Source organism: Bradyrhizobium sp. CCGB01 (genome assembly GCF_024199795.1).
GTDB lineage: Bacteria > Pseudomonadota > Alphaproteobacteria > Rhizobiales > Xanthobacteraceae > Bradyrhizobium.
The window spans coordinates 1,092,612-1,118,334 of record NZ_JANADK010000001.1; the positions used below are offsets into that span (position 1 = coordinate 1,092,612).

Consider the following 25,723-nt stretch of genomic DNA (forward strand, 5'->3'; position numbering starts at 1 on the left):
GCATGGACGCCGCCGTCACGCCCGAGATCATCTTGAAGCTCTCCAACATCGAGAGCTATTACGGGCCGATCATGGCGATCCGCGGCATCTCGCTGGAGGTGCCGCGCGGCCGCATCGTCACCCTGCTTGGTGCCAACGGCGCCGGCAAGACCACGGTGCTGAAGACGATCTCGGGCATTCTGGATCCGCAGAAAGGCGCGATCGAATTCATGGGCAAGTCGATCCAGCGCATGGAGGCGGACCGCATCGTGCGGCTGGGCCTCAGCCATGTGCCGGAGGGGCGCGAGGTGTTCCCGTTCCTCTCGGTGCGCGAGAACCTGATGATGGGGGCGTATCCGCGCAAGGACCGTGATGGCGTTGTGGAGGATCTGGAGCGCGTCTACGGCTATTTCCCGCGGCTGAAGGAACGCATCAACCAGCCGGCCGGCCAACTTTCCGGCGGGGAGCAGCAGATGCTCGCGATCGGGCGTGCGCTGATGAACCGGCCGACGCTGCTGCTGCTCGACGAGCCCTCGCTCGGCCTGTCGCCGCTGCTGGTGAAGGAGATCTTCACGATCATCCGCCGCGTCAACGAAGAGCAGGGCATGTCGATCCTGCTGGTCGAGCAGAACGCCAAGGTGGCGCTGGAGACGGCACATTACGGCTATGTGCTGGAGATCGGCCGGATCGTGATGAACGACACCTGCGACCGCTTGATGCATTCCCAGGACATCCAGGAATTCTACCTTGGCGCCAAGGAAGCGGGCGCACGAGGCGAGCGGCGCTGGAAAAAGAAGAAGACGTGGCGTTAGATAGGTGATCCCTCCGCCAACAAAGACCGCCGGCAAGGCAGGCAGCGGAGGGGAAGGCGACAAGGAGGAGAGGCGCATGGTCCGGCCGGCGGTGCTGACGGTCGCTGATACGATCGCGAAAAGCTTCTTGCGCGCCGCCGAGACGCGGGGCGACAGGCCGGCTATCCGCGAGAAGAAATTCGGCATCTGGCAGCCGACCAGCTGGCGCGAATGGCTGGAGATTTCGAAGGAGGTCGCCTACGCGCTCCGTGCCTCCGGCTTCATGCCCGGCGACGTCGCCTCCATCATCGCCAACGCCGTTCCGGAATGGGTTCATGCCGACATGGGCATCCTGTGCGCCGGCGGCGTCTCCTCGGGCATCTATCCGACCGACGCATCGTCCCAGGTCGAATATCTGGTCAACGATTCCCGGACCAGGGTGATCTTCGCCGAGGACGAGGAGCAGCTCGACAAGGTGCTCACTTGCCGCGCGCGCTGTCCCTCTCTGCAGAAAATCGTCGTGTTCGACATGGAAGGCCTCAGCGGCTTTTCCGACGACATGGTGATGTCGCTCGACGAGTTTCGCGCGCTCGGCCGCAACCACATGGTCGGCCGCGAGGCGCTGTGGCAGGAGATGATCGACAGCCGCAGCGCCGGCGACCTCGCGGTGCTCGTCTACACCTCGGGTACGACCGGTCCGCCCAAGGGCGCGATGCACGCCAACCGCAGCGTGACGCATCAGATGCGGCACGCCAACGACTTCATCCCGGCACAGGAGGACGAGGACCGGCTGATCTTCCTGCCGCTCTGTCATGTCGCCGAGCGCATCGGCGGCTACTACATCTCCGTCGCGCTGGGCTCGGTGATGAACTTTGCCGAGAGCCCCGAGACGGTCCCTGACAATCTGCGCGAGGTGCAGCCGACCATCTTCCTCGCGGTGCCGCGGATCTGGGAGAAATTCTATTCCGCGATCACCATCGCGCTGAAGGATGCGACGCCGCTCCAGCAATGGGTCTATCGCCGCGCCATCGCCGTCGGCTATCGCATGGTCGATTGCCGGATCGAGGGCAAGGCGCCGCCGCTCTCGCTGCGCATCGCCAACAAGATCGCCTACCGGCTCGCGTTCCGCAACATCCGCCGCATGATCGGGCTCGATCGTTGCCGCATCGCGTTCACGGGCGCCGCGCCCATCGCGCCGGAGCTGATCCGCTGGTATCTCGCGCTCGGCATCGACATGCACGAGGTCTACGGCCAGACCGAGAATTGCGGGGTGGCGACCATGATGCCGGCGGAGCGCATCAAGCTCGGCTCGGTCGGCACAGCCGTGTCCTGGGGCGAAGTCGCGCTGTCGCCCGACGGCGAGATCCTGATCAAGGGCGACTTCCTGTTCATGGGCTATCTGAATCAGCCGGAGAAGACGGCCGAGACCATCGACCATCGCGGCTGGCTGCACACCGGCGATGTCGGCACCATCGACAACGAAGGTTTCGTCCGCATCACCGACCGGATGAAGGACATCATCATCACCTCCGGCGGAAAGAACGTCACGCCGTCCGAGATCGAGAACCAGCTCAAATTCTCACCCTACATCTCGGATGCCGTGGTGATCGGCGACAAGCGGCCGTATCTGACCTGCCTCGTGATGATCGACCAGGAGAATGTCGAGAAATTCGCCCAGGACCACGACATCCCCTTCACCAATTATGCGAGCCTGTGTCGCGCGACGGAGATCCAGGACCTGATCTGGCGCGAGATCGAGGCGGTCAACGGCAATTTCGCCCGCGTCGAGACCATCAAGAGATTCTACCTGATCGAGCGTCAGCTCACTCCGGAGGATGAGGAACTGACGCCGACCATGAAGCTGAAGCGCGGCTTCGTGAACAAGCGCTACGCCGTCGAGATCGAGGCGATGTATCGCCAGCGTGCGGTCGCCTGAATCATTTCGTTCGAGAAAGCGAAGGAGCCGTGGCCCCGCCCTTCGCGCAATACGGGCCCAAGGAGAGGAGAGGTCAATGTCGAGATCGTTGAGAGCGTTCGGCCTTGCGGTAGGCGCGGTTGCGCTCACCTGTCTGCCGGCGGCTGCGCAAACCAAGGTCACCAATGACGGCATCTCGGCCAGCGAGATCGTCATCGGCACGCATCAGGATCTGTCCGGCCCGATCAAGGGCTGGGGCGTGCCGGTTGCAAACGGCATGAAGATGGCGACCGAGGAGGTCAACGCCGCCGGCGGGATCAACGGTCGAAAGATCCGGCTGGTGGTCGAGGACAGCGGTTACGATCCGAAGAAGGCCGTACTGGCGTCGCAAAAACTGATCGAGCGCGACAAGATCTTCGCGATGGTGGGACCGATGGGGTCGCCGACCGTGCTCGCCGCGCAGGACATCCTGTTCGACGCCGGCGTGTTTCAGCTCTTCCCGCTGACGGCGGCCGAGTTCACCTTCAAGTTCGATCCGGCGAAGCCGCAGGAGCGGCTGAAGTTCAACAATTTGCTGCCCTATGTCGAGAGCACGCGGGCGGCGCTGAAATACATGATGGAGTGGAAGAAATTCCAGAAGCCCTGCATCATGCATCAGGACGACGAGTACGGAAAGAATGTGCTCGACGGCTTCAACCAGCAGCTCACTGCCATGAAGTTGCAGCCGGCCTCGATCACCAGCTACAAGCGCGGCGCCTCGGACTTCAGCGCGCAGGTCGCCAAGATGAAGTCGGACGGCTGCGATCTCGTCGTGCTCGGCACCATCCTCCGCGAGACCATCGGCGCGATGACGGAGGCCAAAAAGCTCGGTTGGGACGTCACCTTCCTGGGCGCCTCGCCGACCAACGTGCAGGAAGTGCCGATGTTGGGCAAGGACGCCGTCGAAGGCCTCTATGCGGCGAGCCTGTTCGAGATCCCCTACGAGGACAGCGCCAAGGGCAAGGTGAAGGACTGGCTGGTCAACTACAAGAAGATGTTCAACTCCGACGCCAACACGCAGGCGATCATCGGCTACAACGCGATGATGACCTTCGCCTTCTATGCCGCCAAGGCGGGCAAGGATCTGACCGGACAGAAGATGCTGGACTCGCTCGAGTCGGGCGAGAAATTCCTCGACATCTTCAACTCGCCCCCGACGAAGTTCTCCAAGACCGACCACCTCGCCAACACCATCACCCAGGTGCAGCAGGTCAAGGGCGGCCGCTGGGTGCTGGTGAAGGACAATCTGATGTTTTGATGGAAGGGCGGCCCTCGCGGCGCGTACGGTGCACCCTCTCCCCTTGTGGGAGAGGGTGGATCGCCGCGGAGCGGCGAGCCGGGTGAGGGGTCTCTGTCCTCACGAGGAGTGTTGCGAGTGGAGAGAACCCCTCATCCGGCGCCATAGCCGAAGCCTTGCTTCGGCGTTCCTAAGAACGGCGGCCGAAGGCCGCCTAAGCCACCTTCTCCCACAAGGGGAGAAGGAAGAAAGAGAGAGTTGGGTAAGCGCTCCTACGATCCCCCGCCCGCGGTGCCCGAATTCACCGGCGCCAATTCGTCCTCCCGGCAACGCCAGCCGTCGGCGGCTTTGACGAACGCAAAGGTCCGCTGGATCCTCAGCCGGCGCGTCACGTTGAAGGCCTCGCCGGATCGCTCCCTGTTGCCGGCCCCCGGTTGCGGGCGGCCGGTCCTGGGGTCCCAGCAGGTGCCGGTGCAGGTGGAGGCGACCTTGCTGCACGTGGTGAAGGGCGCCAGCACCACCATCTCGATCTCGCCTGTGACCTGCGCCTCCTGGTCGGTCACCTGGCTGTCGAGCGCGTAGACGCGGTTGATGCGGAGGAAATTGCCGCACGAATTGGCGGCGTGAATCCGCGCAGCGCAGAAGTCGACGGCGTCGGTGTCGGGGATGCGGGCCGCGACCTGCCGGCCGAACACCTTCTTCGGATCGCCTTTGGCAGCAACGATCTGCTCAGTTCTATGCTTGAGATAATCGGCGAGACACTCTTCCGCGGAGCCAAGCTCGGCGAGCGGCACGTTCTCCTTGCCGACGAGATTGCATTTGCGATCGCGCTCTCTTGTCCACCTTCCGTATTCGGCGAAGGCAAAGCGTGCCGCGGTCGGGTCCAGCCTGCCGATCAGGCCGAGCACCTGGCTGTTGAGCTCGGTTTCGCTGAGCGCCAGCGACGGGTCTGCGCAGATCAGCGCGCCCGCCGCGGTGTTGGCCGCGAGACAGTCGAAATCCGGATCACGCACGATGGCGGCGCGCTCTTCGGTGACCTTGAGAAGACACGCCTTCACCCGGTCGAAATCATCGGTGCGGATGGCAGTCTGGCCGACGATGCCGCAGCCGAGGTTGCGCTGCCGGATCCAGATCGCATTCTCCTCGATTCCAGGCAGTCGATCGGGCAGGCGGGCGAGCCGGGCCTCGATCGCCGTGCCGAGCTTCTCGGCGGCGGCAGACAGCTCGGCGTCACCGCAGAACAATTGATTGCCGGGATCGCGGATTTGCTGGCAGTTGTTGCTGGCAAACAGCGGCAGCCTGTCGGCAATGGAGCGGTCGGATGGGCTCGATTGCGCGAAGCCCGGTGCCGCCGGCATGACCAGCAGCGCAAGCACAGACAGCACGATGAACCGCATTCCAGTCGCCCCCGCATGGAAGGCGCCATGCTAGCGTCCCGGATCGCGCGGCGAAACGGCTTTGTGGGCGATATGGTTTGTGCGGAATCGTAGCCCGGATGGAGCGAAGCGCAATCCGGGATTCGTGCAGCAGGCGATAAAGACCCCGGATTTCGCGGAGCCTGTCATCGGGCGGCGCTTTGCGCCGACCCGTTAGCTCCATCCGGGCTACAAGCTAGGGCGTGTACTCGTAAATGCCTCGAATGCAGAAGTTTTGCCTTGGTTCGAAAAGCTAGCGTCCTCATCGGTCAGCAACCAGAGTGCGCCGTCAAAAGTTCTTTTTGGTGACCATCGAGCGGGTATAATCTTGTTTGCGGCTGCCGACGGGAAACGCCGAATTCCCGGTGGTGCGACACAGGCAGCCGTCGTGCCGTCGGCAGGCAAACACATCTCAAATTACGATTTTTAGTTTCTGTTAGCGATTGGGCGCCGTCCCATCGCTTTGCACCGGGAGGTCACAATGAATCGGAAGACTCTTTTGGCCGGCATTCTAGCCGCTGGCTTCATGGCAGCGTCTGTGATGGCTCCTAGCGTCGGGCACGCTCAGGCAGACCCGAGGGTCACAAAATCCATGGAGACCCTCAAGTCCATGACAGCGAAACTGGGAGCGCCAAAGCTCGAGGGCAATGACGCGGTCGGCGGCAAGGAAGCTCCTGCCCTGTATTTCGGTACGACCAAGCTCAACAACAATTTCGATATTGTTGACGCAATTGGAAAGGAAGACGGCAAAGGGATGACGGCCACTCTGTTCGCGAAAAGTGGAGACGAATACATCCGCGTCTCCACGAGTGTACCGAAGCCCGACGGCAGCGGTCGAGCGGTGGGCACCGTACTGGCAGGACCGGCGCTCGAGTCGATCAAAGCAGGCAAAGCGCATTATGGCGAAGTCCCTATTCTGGGAATACCGTACATAACGGGCTACGAGCCGATGAAGGATAGCTCGGGCGCTCAAATTGGCGTCTACTATGTGGGCTACAAGAAGTAACTAGCCCCTTCTCGGAGTTTTCTTGCTCAAAACCGCCGAGCCGGAACGAACTCGACGGGGCGGGGACTATTTTGCGTAGCAGGGGTGCCAGTCGCGCTGACCCGCCTGCGTCGGTTTATGAGTACACGCCCTAGATCAACGCGCCTCGGCGGCGGCCATCGACAGCCGCACTGGTTCGTCGACATATTTCATCACGGCGGACTGGTAGAGCACGAACAGCGGCTGGTAGGTCCGCGCGGCGTCGTCCTCGACCATCGCCATGCGGCGGTTGTCGAGCATCAGCCAGTGGCCGTCGAGCTTTGCTGCGGCAACCGCATGCTCTTCGCCGGCCCTGACGTCGCGCACCACGACGATGCGGAGGTCCTCACTGGCAACGCCGGCGAGCCGCAGCGCGGCCAGCTTGGCGATGGCATAGTCTTCGCAATCGCCGGCGCCCCGTGCGAAGGTCGCGAGCGGCGAGCTCCAGATGTCATCGGCGCCATCATCGGCAGCCCGGATGGCAAGATTGATGGCGCGGTTGGTTTCGCCGAGGCGCGCGCGGCCGTCACGGCTGCGGGCCTGGTCGACGATGGCGAGCAGCTTGAGCGCCGCCGGCGACGCGCAATTGTCCCGGTCGCCATCGCACAGCGCGAGCTGCACCATGTCGTCGTCGAGCTTCTGCTTCAGCGCGAACCATTTCTGTTGCAGGCGGCCGGAAGAGATGGCGAAGGCGAACACGCCGAACGGTTCGGCGGATTTGCGCACGAGGACGCCGGCTCCAGGCGACAAGAGCGTGCCGGCGCGAAGGTCGGCGGCCGATCCGAGCAGGATCAATCCGCACAGGACAAGAATCGCACGCCAGGCGCGCGAGCGAGCAGCGGTCTCCATCTGACATCCCCTTCCGGCTTCGCCAGGTCCCCGTCGACCTGGTCGTGCCGGGCTTTGTTGCTTTCGCGGAGATAGTGCGAGAGAGGCCGTTTTGTTCGGCTTAATGCGCGCGGCCGGGGTTCCAAAACCGCGGGACAGGCTGAAACGAGCCTGCCCAAATTGCGTAAAATTTTACGATTCGGGGCTAGGAGGACTCCCGGTACCGGGAGACGGGACCAATTACAGGCGAAAGTTGTGGGAGGGCCGAATCTGCTCTTTATGCCTAACGACCCGCGATTTCACGGGTTCTGTTAGCTGGATCACAGATTTCGCTCCGTATTTACCGCAGGATGCTGCGGGGCACCACGAAGCAAAGATGACAAAAGTATCTGTCGTCTAATTATACGATAGATTACTTTTGGCGAGGGGAAATGCGTTCAACTAAACTCCGGTAATCTTCAGAATTCTTCAATCACTACTTCCCTTTCTCTAAGGAAGTGCTGCCTCGTAGGGGCTCCTACGGCCAAGTGACGCGAAATCACACAAGCAATAGACGGTTTCGCTAAGGACTTGGTAATGCTATGCAAGCTTAGGCGGTCGATACTTACTTAGATTTTAACTCTTTTTACGGTGCGCGCGCGGTTGAATTACGCTGGCAAATTTGACGGCGCGATCTCTTGGAATGGCCAGAGTTCCAGCTCGCCAGTCTATAGCCATGTCGATTCTTTTACCGCCAAGTCTTTTACTGCCAAGGCGCACGGGCACGTGCCTGACGGCGCGGTCGTTGTTCCCGATCCGAACCTGATCTTCAACGGCGAGTTCAAGCGCACAGGTCTCGACCTCGTGCTGTCCCACGAGGGGCGCGAGTTCGTCGTTCACGATTATTTCAAGGGCGACAAGCGCGCAGCGATCGCTTCGCCCGATGGTGCGCACCTCACCGGCGACACCGTCAACGCGCTCACGGGCCATGTGCAATACGCGCAGGCCGCGCCCGGCATCGCCGCTGCCCAGGTCATCGGCCACGTCACCAAGCTCTCCGGAAGCGCGACTGCGGTGCGCAATGGGGTCTCGGTGACCTTGAACAACGGCGACAACGTCGAGAAGGGCGATGTGGTCTCGACCGGCGCCGATTCGACGCTGGGCATCACCTTCATCGACGGCACTGTGTTCGGCCTGTCCTCCAATGCGCGGATGGTGCTGAACGAGATGGTCTACGACCCCAACGGGTCGAGCAACTCCTCGCTGCTCAGCCTGGTCGCGGGCACCATCACCTTCGTCGCCGGCGAGACCGCCAAGCACGGCGACATGAAGATCGACACGCCGGTCGCCACCATGGGCATCCGCGGCACGGCGGTGCTGACCCAGATCAACTTCGTCGTTCCCGCCGGCGGCGGCGATCCGCAGCCGCAGGCGAGCTTCCAGGTGCTGGTCGAGCCGAACGGCACGACGGGCTCCTACATCCTGTTCGACAAGGTCACGCTGCTGCCGATCGCGACGGTCAACCAGGCCGGCCAGATGATCCAGATCAGCGGCGGCAACGTCTCGATCACCAACGGGCTGCTGTCGCCGGACGTTCAGAAGCTGATCACGGACGTGTTCACGCTGAAGTTCACCGACAACAACACCAACACCAAGCTGACCACGAACTTCACCGACACGATCACGCAGACCAGTGATGGCCTGGTGATCAAGACGCCGGCCGGCTACATCGCGACCGCGGTCTTCACGAACCTCAATCCGCAGGGACCGCAGGGGCCGGGCAATTCCACGCCGACCGTCAACCGTTATCCCGGTAAGCCCGATGCGCGTAGCCTCGATAGCAGCGGCAATGTGAAGACGGCGTTCGCGCTGACCGAACGCGCGGACACGACCGGCGACACGACGCACTCCGATACGATCTCCGGCCGGATCACCTTCGTCGATCAAAACCTCGGCGACCGGCCCACGGTGAGCGTGAATCTCGCCGAGGCGCCGAACTATGTCTACAAGAGCGCCGGCCAGCAGGACGTCACCGGCTCGCTCACCGCGCTCCAGAAGCAGGACATCGCGGCGACGCAGATCCAGATCAGTGTCGTCGCCGACGGCGGCAACACCAACAACGGCTCGGCGGTCTGGACCTACACGATTCCCGACCACGCCTTCGATTTTCTCGCGGCCGGCGAAACGCTGACGCTGACCTACATGGTCCGCGTCGACAACAATTTCGCAGTCAGCCCCGAAACCACCCTCATCCCCATCACCATCACGATCACGGGCACCAACGACAAGCCGGTGCTTGCGACGTCGGGCGGCACCGTCATCGAGAAGGTCGGGACCGGCAACACGGCCCTCGACACCATTACCGGCACCGTCACCTTCAGCGACGTCGATCTGACGGACCGGCCGGTCGTGGGCGCGGCGCTCTCGTCCACCCAGCCGTTCAAATATCTCGATGCGCAGGGCCACGATGTCACGGCATCGCTGACGCCGGAGCAACTCGCCGCGATCAAGGCCGTCGAGGTGCCGCTGACCGTGGTGCAGGGCGCGGGAAACAGCAACAACGGTTCAGCCACCTGGACCTATAGCGTCCCCGATCACCTCTTCGACTTCCTCGCCGAAGGCGAGACGCTGGTCCTCAACTACGTGGTGCAGGTCGATGACGGGCACGGCGGCGTCGTCAGCACGCCGGTCACGGTGTCCATCAATGGTGCCGACGTCAACGTCGAAGGCACCAACGACGTTCCGACGATCGTCGCGGACCTGACCACGGCGACCGGCGCAGTGGCCGAGGATGCGGCGGCAACCCTGGCGGCGAACGGCACCATTACCTTCCGCGATCCCGACCTCACGGACACGCACACCGCCAGTTTCGTTCTGAAGTCGTCGGATGCAAGCGCCAACCTGCCTGGCTATTCCGAGACCGCGCCGCTCAGCAAGATCGGCACGTTCGCACTCACCGCGGTCAGCGAGCAACCCGGCGTCAGCTCCATCGGGTCGGTCGGCTGGACCTTCACGCTCGACGACAACGATCCGGTGCTGCAGTCGCTGGCCGAAGGCCAGACCATCACCCAGGTCTACACCGTCACCATCGACGATCATCACGGTGGAACGGTCACCCAGGACGTGACGGTCGTCATCACCGGCAAAAACGACGCGCCGACCATGGCCAGCAGCGCAGCGGCGGCGACTGGCAAGGTGACCGAGGACACGGGCCTGACGCTGTCGATCGATGGCACGCTGGCGATCCAGGACCTCGACCTGATCGACACCCATACGGCGCAGGCGGTATTCAAGTCGTCGTCGTCGAGCGCGCATCTGCCCGGCTTTGCGGATGGCGTCACGAATCTCGGCACCTTCACCATCGATCCGACGGTGGCGGAGCTGAGCACGGACACCAATAACGGCGCGACGCTGGGCTGGCACTTCACGCTCGACAACAGCAATGCGATGCTGCAGTCGCTGGCCGAAGGTCAGACCATCACCCAGGTCTACACCGTCACCTTCACCGACAATCACAACGCGTCGGTCACGCAGGACGTCACGGTCACGATCACGGGCGTCAACGACGCGCCGACGATTGCGAGCGATGCTGCGGCGGCGACGGGCAAGGTCACCGAGGACACGGGCCTGACGCTGTCGCTCGACGGCACGCTGGCGATCCAGGACCTCGATCTGATCGACACCCATACGGCGCAGGCGGTGTTCAAATCGTCGTCCGTCAGTTCGGCTCTGCCGGGCTTCGACGACGACGTCACGAATCTCGGCACCTTCACCATCGATCCGGCGGTGACGGAGCTGACCACCGACAGCAGCAACGGCGCAACGCTGGGCTGGCACTTCACGCTCGACAACAGCAATGCGATGCTGCAGTCGCTGGCCGAAGGTCAGATCATCACCCAGGTCTACACCGTTACCTTCACCGACAATCACAACGCGTCGGTCACGCAGGACGTCACGGTCACCATCATCGGCACGAACGACGCGCCGACCGTCATCAGCAGCGCTGCGGCGGCAACGGGCAAGGTCACCGAAGACACGGGCCTGACGCTGTCGATCGACGGCACGCTGGCGATCCAGGACCTCGACCTGATCGACACCCATACGGCGCAGGCGGTGTTCAAGTCGTCGTCCGTCAGCGCGGCTTTGCCGGGCTTCGACGACGACGCCACGAATATCGGCACCTTCACCATCGATCAATCGGTGACGGAGCTGACCACCGACAGCAGCAACGGCGCGACGTTGGGCTGGCACTTCACGCTCGACAACAGCAACGCGATGCTGCAGTCGCTGGCCGAAGGGCAGACCATCACCCAGGTCTACACCGTCACCTTCACCGACAATCACCATGCGTCGGTGACACAGGACGTCACCGTCACGATCAACGGCGCCAACGACGCCCCGACCATCACCAGCGATGCCGCCGCGGCGACTGGCGCGGTTACCGAGGATGAGAGCTCGTCGCTGTCGACCTGCGGCACGCTGGCGATCCAGGACCTCGACCTGATCGACACCCACACCGCGCAGGCGGTGTTCAAATCGTCGTCTGTCAGTTCCGCTCTGCCGGGCTTCGACGACGACGCCACGAATATCGGCACCTTCACGATCGATCCGTCGGTGACGGAGCTGACCACGGACAGCAGCAACGGCGCGACGCTGGGCTGGCATTTCACGCTCGATAACAGCGATCCGCTCCTGCAGTCGCTGGCCGCGGGCCAGACCATCACCCAGGTCTACACCGTTACCTTCACCGACAATCACAACGCGTCGGTGACGCAGGACGTCACGGTCACCATCACCGGCACGAACGACGCGCCGACGCTCGCCGATGCGACGCTGACGTCCGTCGTCGGCAACGACAATGATCCGGACGGCGCGACGATCGGCAGCCTCTTCGCGAGCAAGTTCGCCGATGTCGATGCCGGCTCGAGCCTGAAGGCGATTGTCGTGACGTCGGACACGGCTGCGGCCACCCAGGGCGTCTGGCAGTACGAGCTCGCCGGCACGCATCAATGGGTCGATATCGGTTCGGTTGGCGAGACGCACGGGCTCGTGCTGAGCCCGGATACGCTGATCCGGTTTGTGCCGGCCGACGGCTTTACCGGCACGCCGGGCGCGCTGGGCGTCCATGCCCTCGACGACACCTATGCCGGCGACGTCACGACCGCAGGCTCGCCGGAAATCATCGACCTCACCACTACGGGCACCGGCGGCACCACGCCGGTGTCGGACAATGTCGCCACGATCGGCACCGACGTGACGGCCCCGGCGGCGGGCGGGCCGGTCATCGATACCGAGAGCTTCCAGGTCGAGCACATCATAGAGAGCATCCCCCCCGTCGACGTCATCACCAATCTGGTGGTCACCGACACCGATCCCGGCGCATCGACCGATACCTTCACCGTCACGGCGACCACCGCCCATGCACCCGACAGCAACGTCTATCTGTCGTCGAGCTCCGGCCTGCTCAGCGCGATCAATCTCGGCTTCGAGAACGGCATCACCTACGATCCCGGCCTGTCGCCGCCGGAGACCGACCAGATCACGCTGACGGTGACGGACACGACCACGGGCCAGTCCGATACTGTCCACTTCATCTTCAAGGAGGCGGGCGACACCAGCCAGGGCATCACGCTGGAAGGGACCGCCGGCAAGGACGTCATTTTCGCGACCGATTCGAGCGACACGCTGATCGGTGGCGGCGCCAAGGACCAGTTCGTGTTCGCGCCGACGTCGTCGCAGACCGCGGTCCAGCACACCGTGAACGATTTCGAGACCGGCCTCGACAAGATCGACCTGCGGCAGTTCACCGGCATCACGTCGTGGACGCAGGTGTCCGCGCTGGCGGAGCAGCAGGGCACCGATACCCTGCTCACTCTCGACGCCAACGACAAGATCCTCCTGAAGAACACCGTTGCCGGCAATCTCCACGCCAGCGATTTCATCCTTCACGTAAGCTAGGCTGCTCCTTCGAGCGGCGCCTCATTCCGCTTTGACCGCGGCAAAAAATCCTTATCCTCTGCCGCCGAAGCGATGGCCATTTGCGTCATGGCGTTCCATGATCCGCGCACGGCCTGATGCGAGGCAGGAAGTCCGATCCGAATGAAACGTCTGAAGATCCTGCGGCGGTGGTTTGCGCGGAAGTTCGGCTTTGCGCGGCTGATGTGCCTTGCGCTGCTGGTGGTGTTTGCCGGTGCTCGTCTCTGGGATCCGCCGCCGATCCAGGAATTGCGGCTGCGTACCTTCGACATGTTTCAGTTGATCGACCCGCGCCACAAGACGGCGCGGCCGGTCACCATCGTCGACATCGACGACAAGAGCCTCGCCAGGCTCGGCCAGTGGCCGTGGCCGCGCACGCGGATCGCCGACCTGATCCAGAACCTCACCAGTAACGGCGCGGTCGCGATCGGCTTCGACGTGGTGTTCTCGGAAGCCGACCGGCTCAACCCGGATCTGGTCGCGAGCCAGATGCGCTATCTGGACGACGCAACCCGGGCCAAGCTGCGCGAGCTGCCGACCAACGACCAGATCCTCGCCGAGGCGATCGGGCGCTCGCGCGTGGTGCTGGGCGAGACGGGACAGCGGGCCATATCCTCCGAGGTCGACAAGACGCTGCCCTTCACCGGCGTCGCGACGGTCGGCGAGGAGGGGGCCGAACGCTTCCTGTTCGAATTCCCCGGCCTGCTCCGCAACGTCCCCGTCATCGAGAAGGTCGCCGCCGGCCGCGGCCTGTTCTCGATCAGGACCGAGCGCGACGGTCTGATCCGGCGCGTGCCGATGGTCATGCGCGCCCAGGGCATGGTCATGCCCTCGCTCAGCCTGGAGATCCTGCGCGTCGTCACGGGAACGCCGACGCTGCTGGTCCGGACCGACAAGACCGGCGTGCGGGCCGTGCGCCTCAAGGGCGTCGAGATCCCGACCGACAAGAACGGCCAGCTCTGGGTGCACTATGCCCGTCAGGATCCTTCGATCTACGTGTCGGCGGCCGATGTGCTCGACAACACCGCGCCGCAGGGCAAGATCGCCGGCAAGCTGGTGCTGGTCGGCACCTCCGCGGTCGGACTGAACGACATCAAGACCACGCCGGTGTCCTCGACCATGCCGGGCGTCGAGATCCATGCGCAGGTGCTGGAGAGCGTGCTGAGCGGCGCCGTGATCTCCCAGCCGAACTACGCGCTCGGCGTCGAGCTGATCGCGGCGCTGATCATCGGCCTGCTCGTAATCATCTTCACGCCGAACCTCGGGCCGGTGCGCCTCGTGCTCGCGGGTGCGATGTTCGCCGCCATCCTGGTCGGCGTGTCCTGGTTCTTCTATGCGCAGTATCGCTATCTCATCGACTTCACCTATCCGCTGCTGTCGACCACCGCGATCTACCTGACGCTGATCTTCGCCAGCTTCGTGCGCGAGCAGCGTCAGCGCGTGCAGATCCGCGGCATGTTCGCGCAATACATGTCGCCGGTGCTGGTCGAACAGCTCGCGCAGTCGCCGGAAAAGCTCGTGCTCGGCGGCGAGGAGCGCCAGATGACGATCATGTTCTCCGACGTGCGCGGCTTCACCACCATATCGGAAACCTACAAGAACGACCCGCAAGGCCTCATCGCGCTGATGAACCGCTTTCTGACGCCGCTGACCGACGTCATCATCGATCAGAAGGGCTACATCGACAAATACATGGGCGACGCCATCATGGCGTTCTGGAATGCGCCGCTCGACGATGCCGAGCACGAGGTCAACGCCTGCGAGGCCGCGATCCAGATGCTGGAGCAGATCGACGCGGTCAACAAGGAGCGCGAGCAGGAAGCCGCCGACGGCGGTCACGTCTACATCCCGCTCAATGTCGGCATCGGCCTCAACACCGGTATCGGCGTGGTCGGCAACATGGGCTCCGACCTGAAGAAGAACTATTCCGTGCTCGGCGACAGCGTGAACCTCGCCTCGCGCCTCGAAGGTCAGTCGAAGGAATACGGCTTTCCCATCATTGTCGGCTCCAGGACCGCGCTTGCCGCCAAGGACAAGTTCGCGATCCTCGAGCTCGACTTCATCATGGTCAAGGGCAAGACCGAGCCCGAGGTGATCTACGCCATCGCCGGCCGCGAGGACGTGATGCATTCGGGCGCCTTCCAGCGCCTGCGCAACGTCACCATCGAGATGCTCGGCTGCTACCGCGGCCGCAACTGGCAGGGCGCGCTGGATGCGATCGACCGCGGCCGTCGCAGCGAGGACGCCGACACGCTGGAAAAGCTGTTCAAGCTCTATGAAGCGCGGATCAAGGATTTCCAGCTCAATCCGCCGCCGGAAGGCTGGACGGGAGCCTATGCGCTGCTGACGAAGTAGGGTCCGCGTCGCCGCCCTCGTAAGGTGGGCAAAGGCGCGAAGCGTCGTGCCCACCATCGCTTTCACCGTGGCGAGACGGTGGGCACGCTTGCGCTTTGCCCACCCTACGATAGCTGTGCTCGCCGCCCCCTCACTCCGTCCCGATCGTCGTCAAATCCTGGAACCAGTGCTGCGCCTGCACGAACTGCTTCACCTTCGGCGACAGCGCATGCGGGTTGGTGTCGTGGACGACCCAGACCAGCACGGCGTCGTCGACGATCAGGGCGTGCGCCTGCGCGATGAGATCGTCCTGCTTGGCGGTGTCGAACGTCTGCTTGGCTTCATTGATCAGTGCGTCGACCTTCGGATTCTTGTAGCCGCCCCAGTTGACGCCGACGGGTGCGATCTGGTCGGAGGCGAAGAAGCGGACGATGGCGTAGAGCGGATCGGAGGTCACGTAGGCGATATTGTTGGCGGTGATGCCGGCGTTCATCTCGTCGGCCGCGCCCTTGCGCCAGTGCGTATAGAGTGTCTCGAGCTCGACCACCTTGAAGTCGATATCGATGCCGATCTCCTTGAAGCTCTGCTGCAAAAATTCATTCATCGGCAGCGACAGCATCTGGCCGGTGCCGCCCTGCGCGATGATGAAGGTGGCCTTCAGCGGTTTTGCTTTGGAGTAGCCGGCTTCCTCGACCAGCTTCTTGGCCGCGGCGAGATCGTATTTCAGCTCGAAGCTCGGCTTGCCGAACCACGGGCTCGACGGGTCGACCTGGCCCTTCGCAGGTTTCGCCAGCCCGTTCATCAGGCCCACCACCGCCTCGCGATCGATGGCAAGGTTCAGTGCCTTGCGCAGGCGGATGTCGGTCCAGGGCGAGCCCGGCAGCACGCTGAGGTGATAATTCCACACATGCGGCGTGACGTTGTCGACGATCTTCATGCCGGCGGCTTTCAGCTGCGGCACGGCATCCGGCGCCGGCGTCTCGATCAGATCCACTTGCCCTGCGAGCAGCGCGTTGGTGCGCGTCAGCGCTTCCGGCATCGGCACCAGCACGATCTTGTCGGCCTTCGGAATGCGCTTCTTGTTCCAGTAGTCCGGATTCTTCGTGAGCTCCGCGAGCTCGCGCGGCACCAGTTTCGTCAGCTTGAACGGACCGGTGCCGGAGGGCTGGCTCGCGAACTTGTCCCAATCCTTGCCGAGCTTTTCGTACTGCGCCGGGCTCGACACCAGGAACCACAGCATCTGATAGGGAAAGAAGGAGTCGACCGTCTTGGTGGTGATCTCCACGGTGAAATCGTCGATCTTCGCGTAGCTGGCGACCGAGGGCAGGCGGGTCTTCACCTGCGCGCTCTGCCGCTTGTCGAATTGCGGCGCCTTGTCGTTGAGCACCTTGTCCAGATTCCAGATCACCGCGTCGGCATTGAACTCGCTCCCGTCATGAAATTTCACATCCTTGCGCAGCGTGAAGCGCCATTTCTTCTTGTCGGTATCATCCACCTTCCATTCGGTCGCGAGCCCCGGCACCAGCTTTCCCGGCCGGTCGGCGACGTCCATCTCCCAGGCGACCAGGGGATCGTAGATCGTGTAGGCCGTGAACTGATAGGCGCCGGCGCCGCGGTCGGGCTGGCCCGTCGTCAGCGGGATGTCCGCCATCGAGATGCCGTAGCGCACCACTGTTTCGGCGCGCGCCGGAATTGCGGACAACGCCAGCGCGAGCACGGCGAGACAGGTCGATAGTCGGATACGCATGGCCCCAGGGCTCCCAAGAAGAAATCGGGGCCAAACTTGCAATCTTGATGCCAGAATAGGCAGCGGGGCTGCTTTGCCGTCTCGCGATCACAAGGACTTGTCGCCGCAGGGGCAATTCACGGAAAAAGTTTCTCCTTGGCATAGCCATTGCATACGATTGCATCAAAATTAATCATCGTAAGCCGGAAGAGGAATGAGACGATGCTTATCAAGACGACGACACGCGCGGCATTGATCGCCGCGCTGGCCCTGACGACTGCGGCCGCATGGCCGCGCGTTGCCGGTGCCGACACAGTGCTGCGCATCGGCATGACCGCTGCCGATATTCCGCGCACGCTGGGCCAGCCCGATCAGGGTTTTGAGGGCAATCGCTTCACCGGCCTCACCATGTATGACGGGCTCACCGGCTGGGACCTGTCCTCGGCGGACAAGGCGAGCACGGTGATCCCGGGCCTTGCCACCGAATGGAAGGTCGACGAATCCGACAAGACCAAATGGACCTTCAAGCTGCGCCCCGGCGTCACCTTCCATGACGGCTCGCCGTTCAACGCCGATGCGGTGGTGTGGAACGTCGAGAAGGTGCTGAAGCAGGACGCGCCGCAGTTCGACGCCAGCCAGGTCGGCGTCACCGCCTCGCGCATGCCGACGCTGGCGTCCGCGAAGAAGATCGACGACATGACGGTCGAGCTCACCACCAAGGAGCCCGACAGCTTCCTGCCGATCAACCTCACCAACCTCTTCATGGCGAGCCCGGCGAAGTGGCAGGCGTTCTATGACAAGGCCGAAGGCGCCGACGCCAAGGCGAAATCGCAGGCGGCCTGGACCGCGTTTGCCAAGGACGCTTCGGGTACCGGCCCGTGGAAGATGGCGAGCTTCACGCCGCGCGAGCGGCTCGAGTTGGTCAAGAACGCGAGCTATTGGGACAAGGCGCGCGTGCCCAAGGTCGACAAGATGGTGCTGCTGCCGATGCCGGAAGCGAACGCGCGCACCGCGGCGCTGCTCTCCGGACAGGTCGATTGGGTCGAGGCGCCGGCGCCGGACGCGCTGCCCGAGCTCAAGCAGCGCGGCTTCAAGCTCTACGCCAACGAGCAGCCGCATGTCTGGCCGTGGCAATTCTCGCGCGTGGAAGGCTCGCCCTGGAACGACATCCGCGTCCGCAAGGCGGCAAATCTCTGCATCGATCGCGAAGGCCTCAAGGACGGCCTGCTCGCCGGCCTGATGGTGCCGGCGACCGGCACCTTCGAGCCCGGACACCCCTGGCGCGGCAAGCCGGGCTTCGAGATCAAGTATGACAAGGCGGCCGCGCAGAAGCTGATGCAGGAGGCCGGCTTCGGTCCTGCGAAGAAGCTGATGGTGAAGATCCAGACCTCGGCGTCGGGCTCGGGCCAGATGCAGCCGCTGCCGATGAACGAATATCTCCAGCAGGCGCTCGCCGAATGCTATTTCGACGTGAAGCTCGACGTCATCGAGTGGAACACGCTGTTCACCAACTGGCGCCGCGGTGCCAAGGACCCCAGCGCCAACGGCTCGAACGCGACCAACGTCACCTATGCGGCGATGGACCCGTTCTTTGCGCTGGTGCGCTTCCTGCAGTCGGGCATGGCGCCGCCGGTCTCGAACAATTGGGGCTTCATCAACGAGCCCAGGTTCGACGAGCTGGTGAAGAAGGCGCGCCAGACCTTCGATCCCGCCGCGCGCGACGCTGCGCTCGCCGAGCTGCACGCGGCCTCCGTCGACGACGCAGCCTTCCTCTACGTCGCCCACGACGTCGGCCCCCGCGCCATCAGCCCGAAGGTGACGGGCGTCGTGCAACCCAAGAGCTGGTTCATCGACTTCTCGCTGGTGTCGATGCAGTAGGAGCCTGGCGGCTTGCTCGATGCACCCTCTCCCCTTGTGGGAGAGGGTGCATCGCGTTAGCGAAGCCGGGTGAGGGGTCTCTCTCCGCGGAGAGAGCTCTTGCTTTTGAAACAACTGCATCCGCGGATAGATACCCCTCATCCGGCGCTTGCGCGCCACCTTCTCCCACAAGGGGAGAAGGAAAAGAGAAACAACGTGCTCGCCTATATCGCCAGACGCATCGTCTATGTCATCCCGATCGTGATCAGCGTGGCGCTGGTGTGCTTCCTGCTCGTGCACATCACGCCGGGCGATCCGCTCGTTGCCGTGCTCCCCGCAGACGCCTCGCAGGAGCTGGCGGCGCAGCTGCGTGCCGCCTACGGTTTCGACCGGCCGCTGCCGGTGCAGTTCGGGCTTTGGCTGCTCCGTGCCCTGCATGGCGATCTCGGCAATTCCATCGCGACCGGGCGGCCCGTGCTCGCCGAGGTCATGCGCGCGGTCAGCAACACCGTCACGCTCGCGATTGCCGCTGCCATCATCGGCTTCACCATGGGCATCCTGCTCGGCCTGATCGCGGGCTATTTCCGCGAGACCTGGATCGATAAGGTCGCGACCTCCTTTGCCATCGCCGGCGTCTCCGTGCCGCATTACTGGCTCGGCATGGTGCTCGTCATCATCTTCTCGGTGCAGCTGAACTGGCTGCCCGCGGTCGGCGCGGGGCCGAACGGTTCCAACTCTTGGGCCTGGGACTGGGCGCATCTGAAATATCTCGTGCTGCCGGCGATCACCACCTCGGTGATCCCGATGGGCATCGTCACCCGCACCGTGCGCGCGCTCACCGGCGACATCCTCTCGCAGGACTTCGTCGAGGCGTTGCGCGCAAAAGGCCTGCATGAAATCGGCGTGTTCCGCCATGTCATCAAGAACGCCGCGCCCACCGCGCTTGCCGTGATGGGGCTTCAGCTGGGCTATATGCTCGGCGGCTCGATCCTGATCGAGACCGTGTTCTCCTGGCCGGGCTCGGGCTTCCTGCTCAACTCCGCGATCTTCCAGCGCGACCTGCCGCTGCTCCAGGGCACGATCCTGATCCTGGCGCTGTTCTTCGTCTTCCTCAATCTGCTGGTCGACATCGCGCAAGCCGCGATCGATCCGCGCATCAAGCGGGGCTAGCGATGAGCGAGCTTCCGTTGTCCGCCACCGCCGATGCCGCGCTGCAGGCCGCGCCCGCCACCAAGGCGCGTGGCTATTGGGCGACCGTCGGCCGCCGCATTACGCGCGACAAGGTCAGCATGGCCTGCGCGCTGGTGCTGCTGCTGATCTTCCTCTCCGCGATCCTTGCGCCTTGGCTGGGCCTCGAAGATCCCTACAAGGGCTCGATGATCCGCCGTCTGCGCCACATCGGCACGGCAGGCTACCCGCTCGGCACCGACGAGCTCGGCCGCGACATGCTAGCGCGTCTCGTCTATGGCGGGCGGCTGTCGCTGGTCATCGGCATTTTGCCCGTGATCCTCGCCTTCTGCATCGGCACCTCGCTCGGCCTCATTGCCGGCTATGTCGGCGGCAAGCTCAACACCGCGATCATGCGCACGATCGACGTGTTCTACGCCTTCCCCTCCGTGTTGCTCGCGATCGCGATCTCCGGGGCGCTGGGCGCCGGCATCCTCAACTCCATCGTGTCGTTGACGGTGGTGTTCGTGCCGCAGATCACCCGCGTCGCCGAGAGCGTCACGACGGGCGTGCGCAACATGGACTTCGTCGAAGCCGCGCGCGCGTCGGGTGCGGGGCCCTTCACGATCATGCGCGTGCATATCCTCGGCAACGTGCTGGGGGCGATCTTCGTCTATGCGACGAGCCTGATCTCGGTCTCGATGATCCTCGCGGCCGGTCTCTCCTTCCTCGGTCTCGGCACAAAGCCGCCGGAACCGGAATGGGGCCTGATGCTGAACACCTTGCGCACCGCGATCTACGTCAATCCCTGGGTCGCAGCCCTTCCGGGTGCGATGATCTTCGCGGTTTCGATCTGCTTTAACCTGCTCTCGGACGGACTGCGTAGCGCCATGGACATCAGGAACTAGCCATGAGCGAGAGCAACACTTCGAGCGTCATGCTGGAGCAGGTTGAGGACGTCGGCGGCGTCGCGCAGCCGTTGCTCCAGGTCAACGGCCTGACAAAACACTTCCCGGTGCGCGGCGGGCTGTTCTCCGCGAAGCGCACCGTGCGCGCCGTCGATAACGTCTCCTTCGCTGTTGCCAAGGGCGAGACCGTCGGCATCGTCGGCGAATCCGGCTGCGGCAAGTCGACCACCGCGCGCCTCTTGATGCATCTGATGCCGCGCGACACCGGCGACATCATCTATGACGGCATGACCGTCGGCCAATCGCTGTCGTTGCGCGAGCTGCGCCGCGGCATGCAGATGGTGTTCCAGGATTCCTACGCCTCGCTCAATCCGCGCCTGACGATCGAGGAATCCATCGCCTTCGGCCCCAAGGTCCACGGCATGGCCGACGGTGCGGCGCGCGCATTGGCCCGCGAGCTGCTCGGCAAGGTGGGCCTGGTCCCGGCAAATTTCGCCAACCGCTATCCCCACGAAATCTCCGGCGGCCAGCGCCAGCGCGTCAACATCGCACGCGCACTGGCGCTGTCGCCGCGGCTGGTGATTCTGGACGAGGCGGTCTCCGCGCTCGACAAATCGGTCGAGGCGCAGGTGCTCAATCTGCTCGCCGATCTCAAGCGCGAGTTCGGCCTGACCTATCTCTTCATCAGCCACGATCTCAACGTTGTCCGCTACATCAGCGATCGTGTGCTGGTGATGTATCTCGGCGAGGTCGTCGAGCTCGGTCCGGTCGACCAGGTCTGGGACAAGCCGGCGCATCCCTATACGCGTGCGCTGCTGGCTGCGATGCCGTCCTCCGATCCGGATCGCCGGACCGAGAAGCCGCCGATCACGGGCGATCCGCCCAATCCGATCGATCCGCCCTCGGGCTGCCGTTTCCACACCCGCTGCCCGTTTGCGGAGCCGCTCTGCGCAAATGCGACACCAAAGCTCACAGCGCTCGATACAATGGGCCACGAAGCCGCGTGCTACATGGCGATTCCGGGTTCAGGCCATAGCCGCGCGCTTAGGGAGGAAACCGTATGACGAGACCGACACCGAAAGAGATCAAGCCGATCGCGCAAGTCGCCGGCGTTCCCGTGGACGACGAGATCGCGACGCGCATCTCCAATTCCATCGGACCGGCCTTCGAAGGCTTTGCGGCCATCGCCGGCACGCTGCCATTCGACCTCGAGCCCGCGCTCTATCCGATCGCGCAGACGGAGAAGGTGTCGAAATGAGCCGTGAGCCTGCATTGATGACGCTCACCGAGGTCGCGCGCGCGATCGCGATGAAGCAGGTGTCCTCGCATGAGGTGACGCGCGCGCTGCTGCACCGCATCGCGCAGTGGCAGCCGCATCTGAACGCCTTCATGGCGGTTGAAGCCGAGTCCGCGTTGAAGGCCGCCGAGGCCGCCGATGCCGAGCTTGCCAAGGGCAATGTCCGCGGTCCGCTGCATGGCGTGCCGCTCGCGCACAAGGACATGTATTACGACGCCGGCAAAATCTCGACCTGCGGCTCGCTGATCCGCCGCGATTTCGTGCCGAGCGTGACGTCCACCGCTTTGCAGCGGTTGAAGGATGCCGGCCAGGTCCGCCTCGGCACGCTGCATCTGGCCGAATTCGCCTATGGCCCGACCGGCCACAACGCCCATTATGGCCCGGTCCGCAACCCCTGGAACGTCGCGCATATCACCGGCGGCTCGTCGTCGGGCTCCGGCTCGGCGGTCGCGGCGCGGCTGACCTATGCGGCGCTCGGCTCCGATACCGGCGGCTCGATCCGCATGCCCGCGCATTTCTGCGGCGTCACGGGCTTGAAGACCACCGTCGGTCGCGTCAGCCGCGCCGGCGCGATGCCGCTGTCGCAATCGCTCGACACGGTCGGCCCGCTCGCCCGCACCGCCGAGGACTGCGCGCTGCTGCTGGCACTGATGGCCGGTGCGGACCCTGCGGATTCCACCTGCAGCCACGAGCCGCTCTCCGACTATGTCGGCGCGACCAGGGGCTCGCTGAAGGGCCTCAAGATCGGCGTGCCTGCCTCCTTCTATGTCGACGATCTCGACAGCGAGGTCGCGCGCGTGCTGGACGAGACCATCGCGGTGCTCAAGCGCGAGGGCGCCGACATCGTCACGGTCGAGCTGCCGGACCAGCGGCAATTGTCCTCGGCAAGCCAGCTCGTGCTCGCCGCCGAAGCGGCGGCCTTCCACAAGCGCTGGATGATTGAGCGTCCGCAGGATTACGGCCCGCAGGTCCTGATGCGGCTGCAGAACGGTCTTGCAGTTCCCGCCATCACCTATCTCGAGGCGATGCGCTGGCGCGGCCCGGCACTCGCTGCGCACAATGCGGCGACCGCAGGCGTCGATGCGGTGATCGCACCGGCCTCGCCCGTGCCGGCGCCGACCATCGAGGAGAGCGATGTCGGCGGCGGCCCGAACGCGCCGGCCATGGTGCAGCGGCTGACGCTGTTCACCCGACCGGTGAATTTCCTCGGCCTGCCGTCGCTGACCATTCCCTCGGGCTTCACCAAAAGCGGCCTTCCTGTTGGCATGCAGCTGATCGGCCGTTCCTTCGATGAAGCGACCCTGCTCACCATCGGCGCCGCGTTCCAGCGCGTCACCGACTATCACGATCGATTGCCAAAACTGCCGTCATGACAAAACTCGTCGAGATCTCGGGCCTCAACATCCGCTTCACCGGGGAGCGCACGGTCTATGCCGTGAACGACCTCAATCTCTCGCTCGGTGACGGCGAGGTGCTGGGCCTGCTCGGCGAGTCCGGTTCCGGCAAGAGCGTGACGTTGCGTGCGCTGATGCGGCTGTTGCCGAAGAAGCGCACGCAGATCACGGGCAAGGTCAACGTGATGGGGCAAGACGTGCTCGCCATGAACGACGAGCAGCTGTCGTCGTTCCGCGGCCAGACCGTCTCGATGATCTTTCAGGAGCCGGCGCTGGCGCTCGATCCGGTCTACACCATCGGCGCGCAGATCGCCGAGAGCGTCGTGCGCCACGAAGGCAAGAGCTTTGCAGAGGGCCGCGCGAGAGCGCTGGAAATGCTCGAGGTCGTGCGCATTCCCTCGGCAAAGCGCCGGCTGGATGCCTATCCGCACGAGATGTCCGGCGGCATGCGCCAGCGCGCGATGATCGCGCTGGCGCTCGCCTGCCGTCCCAAGATCTTGCTGGCGGACGAGCCGACCACCGCGCTCGATGCCACCGTGCAGATTCAGATCCTCTTGCTGCTGCGCGAGCTGCAGCGCGAGTTCGGCATGTCCGTCATCTTCGTCACCCACGATATCGGCGTCGCGATCGAGATCTGCGACCGCGTCGCGGTGATGTATGCCGGCCAGATCGTGGAGCAGGGCACGCTTCGCGACATCGTGCGCACACCGGTGCACCCCTACGCCAAGGGCCTGCTCGCCTCCACCATCCACGGCGCCAAGCGGGGGCAGCGCCTCGAAACCATCCCCGGCACGCCGCCGTCGCTGTCTGAGAAGCCCCACAACTGTTCCTTCGCCCCCCGCTGCAGGCTCGCCGAGCCCAGGTGCCTGCAGCAATTGCCTGACAATGTGGAGGTCGGGCCGGGCCGGGCGGCAAGGTGCGTGCTGGCAGAGCCGGTGGGCGCGTCGTAGCGTCGGTCGCATTTATCTCGCAGCGTTTGTCGATATCAGCTGAGGTGCAGCCACGCGCACCGCTGCGCTCCCTCCCCCCTTGCGGGGGAGGGCGGGGGAGAGGGGTAGCCACAAACTCAGACCTCGCCCGTGGCTACCCCTCTCCCTGCCCCTCCCCCCGCAAGGGGGGAGGGAATGAGAGAGCAGTGTCCCTCACTTTCGCAAAAATGAGAGCGCAGCGCGCTCCGTTATTGTGAAGCGCGCGCCTCTCCAGAATTCCCCCACGACAACACCGAGTTGTCACAGTTCACCTCGCGCCGCCGACGAAGTCCGCCTCTACTGTGCATGGGGTTGTTTTCGACCTTTTTGTTTCCGCAGCCGCAACCGGCCGGTGGGAACAAGCATTCACACCCCATTCATCCCGGTTCCCGTTCCATGCCGGGCATTCACGCTGGAGGGACCTCACTTATGCACATTTCGAACGAAGGCCTGCTCGTCATCCTGTTCGTCGGCCTGGTCGCCGGCTGGCTGGCCGGGAAGATCGTGCGGGGCGCCGGGTTCGGCATCATCGGCGACATCGTGATCGGCATCTGCGGCGCGCTGGTCGCGAGCCTTCTGTTTCCTAAGCTCGGCATCCGCCTCGGCACCGGCCTCGTCTCCGAGATCGTCTACTCCGCCATCGGCGCGGTCATCCTGCTGCTGGTGGTCCGGCTGGTGCGCGGCGGCGGCCGGCTCTAGCGTCACATTCGCTCGGCGAACTCGAATATTTCGCCTCTCCCCTGCTGGGGAGAGGCCGCGATGTCTGCTATAAAAAGCCGCAAAGACTGTGAAATACCGGACTTGCGTGCGGGGCCGTCAGGGGATGATGTGGCCCATCAGGGCCTGGAGGAATTCGGCCGCTCTGGCCGCAGCGGAAGACGATGTTAAT

17 protein-coding genes are annotated in these 25,723 nt (G+C 64.0%); 14 read left to right on the forward strand and 3 right to left on the reverse strand.

All coding sequences use genetic code 11. The features are described from left to right. The first annotated feature begins 2 nt into the window (after nt 1-2). From NLM25_RS04915 to NLM25_RS04925, 3 genes are all read left to right on the forward strand, one after another. Entirely contained in the window at nt 3-791 is a 789-nt protein-coding gene (locus NLM25_RS04915) for an ABC transporter ATP-binding protein (protein WP_254136250.1), read from the forward strand. 76 nt (nt 792-867) lie between these two features. Next, the gene (locus NLM25_RS04920) at nt 868-2,706 is read left to right on the forward strand and encodes a long-chain fatty acid--CoA ligase (RefSeq protein ID WP_254136251.1); all 1,839 of its coding nucleotides are present in this window, start codon (nt 868-870) and stop codon (nt 2,704-2,706) included. A 76-nt stretch (nt 2,707-2,782) separates the two neighbouring features. Continuing rightward, nucleotides 2,783-3,982, forward strand: a complete 1,200-nt coding sequence (locus NLM25_RS04925) for an ABC transporter substrate-binding protein (protein ID WP_254136252.1) — start codon at nt 2,783-2,785, stop codon at nt 3,980-3,982. 251 nt (nt 3,983-4,233) lie between these two features. Here the strand turns inward: NLM25_RS04925 and NLM25_RS04930 are convergent, their stop codons facing one another. After that, nucleotides 4,234-5,358 carry a lysozyme inhibitor LprI family protein gene (locus tag NLM25_RS04930; protein WP_254136253.1) on the reverse strand — a complete coding sequence of 375 codons (1,125 nt, stop codon included), beginning with the start codon at nt 5,356-5,358 and terminating at the stop codon, nt 4,234-4,236. 499 nt (nt 5,359-5,857) lie between these two features. Here NLM25_RS04930 and NLM25_RS04935 point away from each other — a divergent pair, with 499 nt between their 5' ends. Beyond that, nucleotides 5,858-6,382 carry a Cache 3/Cache 2 fusion domain-containing protein gene (locus tag NLM25_RS04935; protein WP_254136254.1) on the forward strand — a complete coding sequence of 175 codons (525 nt, stop codon included), beginning with the start codon at nt 5,858-5,860 and terminating at the stop codon, nt 6,380-6,382. 135 nt (nt 6,383-6,517) lie between these two features. On the opposite strand, the gene NLM25_RS04940 is transcribed toward NLM25_RS04935, so the two are convergent. Then, nucleotides 6,518-7,249, reverse strand: coding sequence for a transglutaminase-like cysteine peptidase (locus NLM25_RS04940; RefSeq protein ID WP_254115650.1), 732 nt, complete (start codon nt 7,247-7,249; stop codon nt 6,518-6,520). Between the two features lie 621 nt (nt 7,250-7,870). On the opposite strand from NLM25_RS04940, the gene NLM25_RS04945 reads away from it, so the two are divergent. Beyond that, on the forward strand, nt 7,871-13,165 hold the full coding sequence (locus tag NLM25_RS04945; RefSeq protein WP_256570662.1) for a VCBS domain-containing protein: 5,295 nt from the start codon (nt 7,871-7,873) through the stop codon (nt 13,163-13,165). 141 nt (nt 13,166-13,306) lie between these two features. Next, nucleotides 13,307-15,538, forward strand: coding sequence for a CHASE2 domain-containing protein (locus NLM25_RS04950; protein WP_254136256.1), 2,232 nt, complete (start codon nt 13,307-13,309; stop codon nt 15,536-15,538). 130 nt (nt 15,539-15,668) lie between these two features. On the opposite strand, the gene NLM25_RS04955 is transcribed toward NLM25_RS04950, so the two are convergent. Beyond that, nucleotides 15,669-17,264, reverse strand: coding sequence for an ABC transporter substrate-binding protein (locus tag NLM25_RS04955; protein WP_254136257.1), 1,596 nt, complete (start codon nt 17,262-17,264; stop codon nt 15,669-15,671). Between the two features lie 201 nt (nt 17,265-17,465). Here NLM25_RS04955 and NLM25_RS04960 point away from each other — a divergent pair, with 201 nt between their 5' ends. The 8 genes from NLM25_RS04960 to NLM25_RS04995 all read left to right on the forward strand — a co-directional run bounded on the left by NLM25_RS04960 (nt 17,466) and on the right by NLM25_RS04995 (nt 25,533). Then, nucleotides 17,466-19,121: an ABC transporter substrate-binding protein gene (locus NLM25_RS04960; protein WP_254136258.1), complete on the forward strand. Its 1,656-nt coding sequence runs from the start codon at nt 17,466-17,468 to the stop codon at nt 19,119-19,121. A gap of 195 nt (nt 19,122-19,316) precedes the next feature. Beyond that, nucleotides 19,317-20,270, forward strand: a complete 954-nt coding sequence (locus NLM25_RS04965) for an ABC transporter permease (RefSeq protein ID WP_254115677.1) — start codon at nt 19,317-19,319, stop codon at nt 20,268-20,270. A 2-nt stretch (nt 20,271-20,272) separates the two neighbouring features. Then, nucleotides 20,273-21,175 carry an ABC transporter permease gene (locus NLM25_RS04970; protein ID WP_254136259.1) on the forward strand — a complete coding sequence of 301 codons (903 nt, stop codon included), beginning with the start codon at nt 20,273-20,275 and terminating at the stop codon, nt 21,173-21,175. 2 nt (nt 21,176-21,177) lie between these two features. Further along, nucleotides 21,178-22,239, forward strand: a complete 1,062-nt coding sequence (locus tag NLM25_RS04975; protein ID WP_254136260.1) for an ABC transporter ATP-binding protein — start codon at nt 21,178-21,180, stop codon at nt 22,237-22,239. Further along, nucleotides 22,236-22,433 carry a hypothetical protein gene (locus NLM25_RS04980; RefSeq protein ID WP_254115685.1) on the forward strand — a complete coding sequence of 66 codons (198 nt, stop codon included), beginning with the start codon at nt 22,236-22,238 and terminating at the stop codon, nt 22,431-22,433. The genes NLM25_RS04975 and NLM25_RS04980 overlap by 4 nt, the downstream gene beginning before the upstream one ends. Beyond that, nucleotides 22,430-23,845, forward strand: coding sequence for an amidase (locus tag NLM25_RS04985; RefSeq protein ID WP_254136261.1), 1,416 nt, complete (start codon nt 22,430-22,432; stop codon nt 23,843-23,845). Before NLM25_RS04980 ends, NLM25_RS04985 begins: the two co-directional genes overlap by 4 nt. Next, a complete protein-coding gene (locus NLM25_RS04990; RefSeq protein WP_254115689.1) occupies nt 23,842-24,816 on the forward strand; it encodes an ABC transporter ATP-binding protein in 975 nt (324 codons plus the stop codon). The genes NLM25_RS04985 and NLM25_RS04990 overlap by 4 nt, the downstream gene beginning before the upstream one ends. Before the next feature lie 447 nt (nt 24,817-25,263). Further along, complete coding sequence (locus tag NLM25_RS04995) at nt 25,264-25,533, forward strand: GlsB/YeaQ/YmgE family stress response membrane protein (RefSeq protein ID WP_194404584.1); 270 nt, start codon at nt 25,264-25,266, stop codon at nt 25,531-25,533. The last annotated feature ends 190 nt before the right edge of the window (nt 25,534-25,723 follow it).